An 8836-nucleotide genomic window follows, 5' to 3' on the forward strand; every position below is an offset into this window, starting at 1 on the left:
CCATGTCCGCGTCTCCGGTGAAGGTGACGAGCACGCCCGGCTTGAGCCATTCAGTCTCTATGCGCGGGAAGTCGCCGCCGCCCGTCGCGATTGAGATGACGTCCGCCTGACGCACAGCTTCTTCTATTTTATCCGTCACTGTTACGTTGATTCCAAGTTTGGCGCTTTCGTCCTCGGCCCATTTCTTGCCTTTTTCAAGGTTGATGTCGTAAAGGACCGCGCTGTCTATCGTTGGTACCGCCGTCTTTATCGCAAGCAGCGCCGCTCTGTTGATGACGCCTCCGCCGATTACGCCGACTGTCTTTGCGCCTTTGCGCGCCAGATGACGGGCCGCGACTCCGGGAACAGCTCCAGTGCGCATTGCGGAGATGAGGTTGCCGCTCATTATTGTGAAGGGGCATCCGGTGTCAGCGTCGTTCAGGATTGTTGTTAGCACTGAACGCGGAAGGCCGCGCTGTGTGTTGGCCGGGTTTGAGCCGTACCATTTCTCGCCGCAGATCTTATATTTGCCGCCGAGATAGGCTATCATCGACATGAATCGACGGTCAGGTCCTGTTACTGGCATACCGGGGAAGCGTTCTGTCTCCGGGAAGTAGATCATCTGTCCGTGTTCGTTTTCAAGGGGGCCGCCCATGAGGTAGTCGCCTTTTCCTATAAGGCTGAATACTCCTTCGATAACGTCAATGCAATCACCCATGTTCATTACGCCTACTTCTATAAGATCCGTCTGTGATAGAAGCAATGTCTTTACTGCCTGTCCCGCCATTGTTATTACCTCCTAAAAAATTTTTTATATTTTTTGTGCTTTGCTTTGCTTTGCGTACTGTGCTGCTTAAAGAATCTTTTACGCTATTGCCGTATCCAGCAGATATTCGCCGCGCGCATAACGGTTCCAATGGAACTTTTCTATCGGCAGCTCCGTCTTTCCGAAAAGAATCTGCTCCGCCACCATCTCGCCGGCAACGGGGCCGAACATAAAGCCGCGCGAACCGGAGACGTTCATCCAGAACCCTTTGAGCTCGTCGGCCTCGCCTATTACGGGCTGCATGTCAGGCGTTATGTCGTACATGCCGGACCACTGGCGCACTACGCGTATGCCCTTTGTGCGGGGAAGGACATGGTTCAATATCCCCGTCATATATTCAAGGAAATTCCAGCTGTCGCCCATCTCGTAGTCATTGAACGGCGCCGCTTCATTGCGGTAGCGGCTGGGGCCGCAGCCCGCTATTATCGAACCGTGCGGACGCTGCTGCATGTAGAAATCAGGGTCGTAGCTCATGAGGAATGTGGGGCAGACATTGAAATCAACCGGCTCCGTTGCGAAAATCTCATGGCGTTCGCCGTGTACGGGGATACTGAGCCCCGCCATAGCGGCGACCTTGCCGGACCAGGAACCGGCGGCGTTGATAACGATATCGGTATCAATGTTTCCCTTGTTGGTGCAGACGCCCTTTACCGCGTCGCTTGTCATCTTAAAGCCCGTCACTTCGGTAAACTTTTCGATGATGACGCCCTCGCGTTTTGCAGCCTCCTGATGCGCAAAATTCGTAAGCATGGGGTCGGCGTGCCCGTCGCGCTTATACCAGTAGAAACCCTTTACATCTTCTACGTTGAGTCCCGGGCAAAGCTCCTTTGCTTCGTCGTGCGAGAGCATTCTTGAAGGGACTCCAAGCGAATTCTGAAGTTTTATACATTTTTTGAAGTTCTCAAGCTGCGCGTCGGAATAGGCCATAAATAGATAGCCGTTCTGGTAGAGTCCGATATCCATTCCGAGCTCTTCTGCAAGATGCTCGTACTTTTCTATGCAGGCCTTGCCCAGTATTATGTTGAGCTCTCCGCCCCACGTAGCTCTGAACGCCGCGGCGCAGCGTCCTGTGGCGCCTGATGCCGCCGTGTTTTTCTCAAGGAGCACGACATCCTTCATGCCCAGCTTTTTAAGGTAATAGGCCGTAGCCATCCCCATCATGCCGCCGCCCACCACTACGGCATCGGCCGTTTTCTTCCAGCTCATTCGAAATCTCCTCCTTTACGCGCAGTCAGACAGCTTTTTATCGGTTTCACAGGAGGGCGGATGGTTCCCGAAGGTATCTCTGAGACGGGAACGCCCGTTACCTTTGATATCTCCCTCAGGATGATGTCTCTGCATCCCCTTCCCTGGCATGGCCCCATGCCTACGCGCAAAAGACGCTTGAGCTCGTCAAAAGTATCGTAGCCGCGCGGGATCCATTCGCGGATCTCTTTAAGCGTTATCTCCTCGCAGCGGCAAACGACGATATCCTCTTCCATCTTCTCAAAATCCACATTTGAGTGATCATGACCACAGCAGCAAGACATCTACTTCACCACCCTGACCGCGCGGACCTGGCCGACAAATTCCTTCGGCACAGATACGTGCAAAACTTTTGTAGAATCCTTCCATGGTTCGGTGACATTCTCCACCGTACCCTCAGCTACCACCTCGCCAGTCCTGTCAAGGCAGGAGACTTTGGCGCCCTTTTCAGGGATCGGAAGCAGTTCGTGAGGCATCTTTATAAGGGCCTTGTCCGGCGCAAAGGTAAGATCGATAACAAAACAGGCAAGCCCCGGGCACTTCGCAACGCAGAGGCCGCAGCCCGTGCATTTTGTATAGTCGATTTCAGGATTGTCGTTGATGTCTGAAAACGGCTTGACCGCTCCCGCGGGGCAGCTTGTAGCACAAGGATTGCAGGGGATACGCTGCGGACATTCGATAATTACAAGTCCGCCCTTCTTGTTTTCCCACAGCTCCTTTGGAGGAAGGACTGCGCCAACACACTCTCCCGTGAGAACTCCGCTGTAAAAAAGTTTGTCTTTATCCATTATTCGTCACCCCACCCTGTCACTTGAGCCAGCGCAAGTCCGCTTCTGATCTTCTCTCCCGCTTCGCCGCGGCGCAGAGAACTCAACCTTTCGTGATATTCGTCGAATTTTTTGGCGTCCACCGTAAGACCGAGAGATTCCGCCGCCGCAAGCCCCGCGATTCGCCCTTCCACCATCGCAGCGCTCGCCTCTTCTATACCTGCCGCGTCTCCCGCGATCCAGATATCCGAATGGCTGGTGCGCAGCTTCGGGTCGCGCATCGGCACGTGGCCGCAGAGCTGAGGGATAAACTTCATCTGACATCCCGCCTGCCAAAGCATTTCATTGGTCGGCGTAAGCCCGACCGCAAGGCAGATGACGTCACAGTCGATATGGGAAAGTTCGCCGGTGTCGATATTCTGAATGACGGCGCCGTTTACGATATCCGTTCCCAAGGCGGCCTTTATCGTGTGTCTAAGAAGTATCGGGACTCCAAGACGGCGTATCTTCGCCGCATGCACCCAATAGCCGCCTATCTTCGGAAGCGCTTCAAGCACAGCCGCTGTCTCCACGCCGGCCTGCATGAGCTGGTAACTTACAATAAGCCCGATATTCCCCGCGCCTATCATAAGCACGCGCTTGCCCGGCACCACTCCGTAAACATTCATCAGGGTCTGCACAGCACCCGCGCCATACACTCCGGGGATGTCATTGTTCGGGAAGGGGATTATCCGTTCCTGCGCTCCGGTTGCCATGATCATCTTCTTCGGCTTGATCTTGAAGTATTCCTCTTCGCCGCGCATCACAGTTACGATCCCGTCGTTCTTGTAATAGCCGATGGCCGCCGTGTTGGTAAACGCCTCGACTTTATCGCCGCACGCTTTTATCTCATCAAGGATCAGACCGGATATTTTATAACCGCGCGTGCCGGCGTGTTCGTCTTTGCTGCCGAAAAATTTATGCGTCTGTTTTACAAGCTGTCCTCCAAGGTGAAGGTCGCTTTCAAGCACAGTCACCTTCGCGCCGCAGGCTGCCGCCTCGGCCGCGGCGCTCAGCCCCGCAGCTCCTCCGCCCACAACAAGGATGTCGGTAGTTTTTACTTCGCCCATGAGTTAAGCCCCCTCTTTCATCGGAACTGCGCCCTTGCCGTGCTGGGTTTCAATCTTCATGCCCTGTTTCAGAGGCGTGACGCATGTTCTCACGTTAGGGACGCCGTCAACAACCATAAAGCAGGAACTGCATTTGCCGATCGCGCAGAAAAATCCGCGCGGACGCTTCATTTCCGGAGTCACCCTATAGATGTGGACCCCATTGGAATGCAGAGCCATAGCGATAGGCTCGCCCTCAAAACCTTCCAGTTCCTTACCGTCAAAATCAAACTTGACCTTACGCCCGTGCTCATAATTAAGAACGGGATGCTGGTTGATTAATTGCACTGACCTCACTCTCCTTATCGTTGAGCTATTGCTGAATTATGTTTTATATATGGCAATTTCATAACATAAAATTCCAAAAGCCGTCGTTATTTTTTCTTAACTTGATAATAAGAGAGTATATGATATACTGAAGAATGTCAATCATTATTTTATAAAAAAGAAAAATATTCTTCTATTTCAACAATGTGCTTCTTTACCTTTTCTCAAAACGACAAATTTTTGGCGACCATATCGACGCTACTGCTAGCGTCAACACGGCCGCCAATTATTAATTATTCGCAATCAATTATTTAACAACGTCTTTAGATTCCGCTTTCACCGCACAGTCATGCCCGTATGTAAGCTTAGAAACAAAATATGCCGCGAGTAGCGCAGGAAACACGCCAACCAAGCGAGCATCAAGATACGCATTCATCGGCGAAATCTGCCACAACACCGTTCCAAAGAAACCAAACACCATAGTCCACAGAGCCGCAGTCCCCGTATACTTATCCCAAAGCAGCGTCATACAGGTAACAACTGCAAACGGGTTCCCCATGCTGGCCCAAGCAAATGAAACTATTGAGTAAACCATACTCGCCGGCAACAGGAACGCCAACGCTAACGCCGCCAGCCCAACCACCACGGTTACACATCGCGAAATAAACAATTCTTTCTTGGGACTAAGCTTCTTCCCTTTCATTATCACAGGCTTAAGTATATTTTCTGAAAATTCAGAGGAGGTAACGATAAGCATAGAATCTGCGGTAGACAACATTGCGGCAATAGCCCCCGTTACGCATATAGCAGCCAGAAAGGGCGGGAATATTTTCAAAACAACCAAAGGCATTATCATTTCCGCATCCGCAATATTATTTGGACCAAAAATCGCAAGCCCCACAAGCCCAATCAAAATAGCGCCACTATAGCCAAGCACAGTCCACACGCATGCTATATTTCGACCAGTTCTCCAAGCAGCTTCATCCTTCATTGCCATAAAACGTACCGTAAGATGGGGGCATCCGCCCAAATAAGCAATGATCCAAGCAAGATTGCTAGCTATCATAAACCCCGCGAAAATGCCCTTAGTGCCAGCAGTCCAATCCATAAACGAAGGGCCGGCTAGTTTCAGCGCCTCTATAACAGAGGAGGCATACATGCCTGGAGTCACTGATATATAGTAAAGCCCATAGACAGGTGCCACAATCAGCGTAAATATCATCAATATCGATTGCACACAGTCAGTATAGACAACACTCTGAAAACCACCCCAAACTGTATATGGTATTATGACCACCATCGTCAGTATTATCCCCACAGCTACTGGCAAGTTAAAAAGCGTGTGCAGCGTTTTTCCGCCCCCAATAACCTGCGCCTCTACATAAAACGCGAAAAGGAAAATAACAACAAAACTTCCAAACAGCCTAATGGCAGTCACAGACTTACTCTTTGCATGGCGCTTTACAATCCAGTCCACATAAGTCTGCGCATCATACTTATCTGCCTCTTTCCTCATTCTGTTGGCCAACGCGGTCCAAGCAAAAATATTGCCCAACGCAAGACCTATAGCCACCCATACAGACACAATACCGCTCGCATAGGCAAAGCCAGGAAAACCAACAAGACACCATGCCGACTCGGCCGTAGCTCTTTCCGAAAGCGCGCATGCCCAACCAGGCACAGCCCGTCCACCCATATTCAGGTCAGATGTGTTTTTCACCTTCATCCCCTGATACAAACCAAAACCCATAAGCCCTCCCATATAAACCAGAAGAACCATCAAATTCATTGTTGTATTCTACACAGTCAGCTCTCCCCCACTTAATTTTTGTAATATTCCACCTTACTAATAAACTAATATCGTGGCCCATGGGATTATCTTAAACACCGGTTTATATCATGATACATATATAAAGAAAATTTGTCAATTATATATAATTAAAAAAGAAAATTATCCTTCTTTTTATTGCCGTGGTATTTTGATGGAATTGAATATTAAAATAAGAGGACGTACAATCGCAACTAATTTTTTCTTGACAAATAGCACATAAAAGATATTAAATAAGAATATAGACACAAAATCGGAGAGATTTATAAATGGCAAAGGAAACTAACAAGTCGATGGTTCAGAGAATAGCTGATAAGAGTGGGATCCTGTCCCCTAAACAGCTCCAGCTCGCAATGTATATTGAAAAAAATTACATGTCGCTAGCTTATATAACCATGACGGAATTGGCATCATTAGCAGATGTCAGCGAAACGACGGTGGTGCGTTTCGTCTCTCAACTGGGGTACAACGGATTTCCGGATTTTATGGCAGCACTTAGAAAAGAAGTGGATTCCACCTCCAAACCAAAAACCAGCATGGACAAGTTTGATTTGGAACACAAAAAATATACATTTCCAGATGATACATGCCAAGCTATATTTACACTTGAAATGCAGGTGATGCGGGATACCCTTTCAAAAATAGACACTAAAAAGCATCAAAAAGCGGTTGATATGATTTTTGACGCTCCCGCCATTATCATACTAGGATGCGGGGCCAATAAATGCTGTTCGCAGGCGCTAGGTTTTGCATTACAGGTGATCCACCCAAAAGTACAAATAATAGAGAAACTAGGACTCTCCGAGGCCGCCATAATAAACGATATGCCAGAAGGAACTGTCTGCATCGCATTCACTACGCCGCGCTATCCAAAAGAAACACAGGAGATTCTTGGCATTATCAAAAACAAGAATTTTAAAATAATAGGGATATCAAATTCCATTCTTGCCCCTATCGTACAGTATTCCGACATCTTTTTCCAAATACCGGTCAAATACGTCACATTCATAGATACCAATGCCGCATTCATGGCTTTGATCCACTCGCTAACGTTCGGTCTGCACTTAAAGGATAAACGCAAGATCAAACAGAGAATTGAAGAATACAATAGGTTTACAAAAGAACACAACTATTATGTAGAAGATTCGCTGGAATTAGTCGATTTTTAAGATTTTCACTTCAGTTGCCCTACAAATACAAGGTGTTCATAGCTGCTTATGTCAAAAGACGACCAGTCGCAGATTCTATTATTCTGCGACTGGTCGTCAAACCCAAGCTCGGCTTTTCAAAACAGTAAAAAACAAAGTGGTCAAGCCAGCTCTAATCTCTTAAAATCTCACTAGCTCTAACATTTTTAGAAAAGTCGATTAGGAACCAACGGGTTAACAGCTACATCAGCATTTCCCAAGAGATAGGCCAAGAGCACAAACGATACTATAAATATCAGCGAGCCCAAAACGATTTTCTCATTAAATACCGCCGTGATACATGTAGATGACATAGTCTTAGCCATTGTGAATTCTTTGTTATTCATATCCTTCATCTCCAATCTATTTCCATTACAAGTGAATTTAAGAACGAGATCTTTGTATAACCAGTATAGCGCTTTTTTACACGCCTAACCGTAGAAAAAATATTTGTAGCCATATAATTAAACTACACATATTATTTATAGACATAATACATTCTCGTGCATTAAAGTGTTACAGGCATTAAAAGCCACATTACAAAACGATATATTATGAAATAAAAATGAGGGCCATGCACTTGCAATACATGGCTCTCATTTATTAAGTAAGCAGGGGAGCCTACTTTTTATCTGACGCTGCCTTCCAAAGAAGGTAGACATTAAACCCCCATACGGCGCTCAATAAAACCAGTGCGTTAATTTTCCACATTAGCTTCGGCCACCTCTCCGCTATTCTCCAAATATATCGGATTTAAAAACCCCTTGCTCATTATCTTGGCTACGTAGTTGTTAGTCGCAAATGCCACTAAGAACATGAATGCCCATTGATAAAGCAGCGTCCCCAGAGAGTAGGTGTATTTCGAAATGGGGAGCCAATTCATCCACTCACCAGGATAGCTCTGGACCGTTGAATATGCCCACATGCCCATGATAGCTACGAAGAGAAAAGGCACGGCATAGATGTTTTTAAAGATATAGGGGACATCCAAGTCAGAGCATGGCCCAATACTCTCGTTCCATATCTTTCCAAGCCCGATCTTTATCGCGGCGAACGCCAGAAGAAGGCCGCTGATAAGAACTCCTACGCCATAGACCCAGTCTTGATTATTGAGAAAGTTTATATCAAGCGCAGAGGGAATACCCAGCACCAAAAGGATTGTACCGGCGTATACGATGGCCTTTTTTCTCTCTATGCCCGCGTCCTGAATGATGCGCGTCGTCATTTCCACCATCGAAATGGACGATGTGTAGGCGGCTATTACAAGCGCAAGGAAAAACATTATGCTAAGATATCTGCCGCCTGTAATTACGGTGAAAAGTTTAGTAAGATGGATGAATGTCATTCCCGTATTGCCGGAGGCTATCGCCCCCATCGGATCGGGAGAGAGCGCGAATATGGTCGGAACGACCGTCATACCGCACAACAGGGCGGCCGAAGTCACAGAGAATGGAACCAGTGTGCAGTTAAGGCTGATATCCTCGTCTTTACTCATATATATTGCGTAGGAATGCATTAGCCCCAGTCCCGGCGCGGCCTGCCATACGCACTGAGTGAATGCTTCAAGCCACATCGTTGGATTTTTGAAG

9 protein-coding genes are annotated in these 8836 nt (G+C 47.9%); 1 reads left to right on the plus strand and 8 read right to left on the minus strand.

Features of this window, described 5'->3' with window-relative positions:
- The 7 genes from RRY12_11750 to RRY12_11780 all read right to left on the minus strand — a co-directional run.
- Positions 1 to 766, minus strand: a 766-nt coding sequence (locus tag RRY12_11750; GenBank protein ID MEG2185346.1) for an ornithine cyclodeaminase, incomplete at its 3' end; no start/stop codon positions are given.
- Positions 767 to 844: 78 nt separating this feature from the next.
- Positions 845 to 2011, minus strand: coding sequence for an FAD-binding oxidoreductase (locus tag RRY12_11755; GenBank protein MEG2185347.1), 1167 nt, complete (start codon positions 2009 to 2011; stop codon positions 845 to 847).
- A complete protein-coding gene (locus tag RRY12_11760; protein ID MEG2185348.1) occupies positions 2008 to 2334 on the minus strand; it encodes a (2Fe-2S)-binding protein in 327 nt (108 codons plus the stop codon). The genes RRY12_11755 and RRY12_11760 overlap by 4 nt, the downstream gene beginning before the upstream one ends.
- Positions 2335 to 2838, minus strand: a complete 504-nt coding sequence (locus RRY12_11765) for a 4Fe-4S dicluster domain-containing protein (protein ID MEG2185349.1) — start codon at positions 2836 to 2838, stop codon at positions 2335 to 2337.
- Entirely contained in the window at positions 2838 to 3926 is a 1089-nt protein-coding gene (locus RRY12_11770; protein MEG2185350.1) for an FAD-dependent oxidoreductase, read from the minus strand. Before RRY12_11770 ends, RRY12_11765 begins: the two co-directional genes overlap by 1 nt.
- 3 nt (positions 3927 to 3929) lie before the next feature.
- The gene (locus RRY12_11775) at positions 3930 to 4253 is read right to left on the minus strand and encodes a (2Fe-2S)-binding protein (protein MEG2185351.1); all 324 of its coding nucleotides are present in this window, start codon (positions 4251 to 4253) and stop codon (positions 3930 to 3932) included.
- 286 nt (positions 4254 to 4539) lie between these two features.
- Positions 4540 to 6021, minus strand: coding sequence for a sodium/proline symporter (locus RRY12_11780; protein ID MEG2185352.1), 1482 nt, complete (start codon positions 6019 to 6021; stop codon positions 4540 to 4542).
- A 308-nt stretch (positions 6022 to 6329) separates the two neighbouring features.
- On the opposite strand from RRY12_11780, the gene RRY12_11785 reads away from it, so the two are divergent.
- A complete protein-coding gene (locus RRY12_11785) occupies positions 6330 to 7229 on the plus strand; it encodes a MurR/RpiR family transcriptional regulator (GenBank protein ID MEG2185353.1) in 900 nt (299 codons plus the stop codon).
- Positions 7230 to 7944: 715 nt separating this feature from the next.
- Here RRY12_11785 and RRY12_11790 read toward each other — a convergent pair.
- On the minus strand, positions 7945 to 8836 hold an 892-nt coding region (locus tag RRY12_11790; protein MEG2185354.1), incomplete at its 5' end, for a sodium-dependent transporter.

The sequence above is a fragment of the Cloacibacillus sp. genome (genome assembly GCA_036655895.1).
GTDB lineage: Bacteria > Synergistota > Synergistia > Synergistales > Synergistaceae > JAVVPF01.

Bases quoted from the DNA above. Each gene is read 5' to 3' on its own strand.
- RRY12_11780 (MEG2185352.1), bottom strand. From the start codon at position 6,021: ATGAATTTGATGGTTCTTCTGGTTTATATGGGAGGGCTTATGGGTTTT.
- RRY12_11785 (MEG2185353.1), top strand. From the start codon at position 6,330: ATGGCAAAGGAAACTAACAAGTCGATGGTTCAGAGAATAGCTGATAAG.
- RRY12_11770 (MEG2185350.1), bottom strand. From the start codon at position 3,926: ATGGGCGAAGTAAAAACTACCGACATCCTTGTTGTGGGCGGAGGAGCT.
- RRY12_11765 (MEG2185349.1), bottom strand. From the start codon at position 2,838: ATGGATAAAGACAAACTTTTTTACAGCGGAGTTCTCACGGGAGAGTGT.
- RRY12_11755 (MEG2185347.1), bottom strand. From the start codon at position 2,011: ATGAGCTGGAAGAAAACGGCCGATGCCGTAGTGGTGGGCGGCGGCATG.
- RRY12_11760 (MEG2185348.1), bottom strand. From the start codon at position 2,334: ATGTCTTGCTGCTGTGGTCATGATCACTCAAATGTGGATTTTGAGAAG.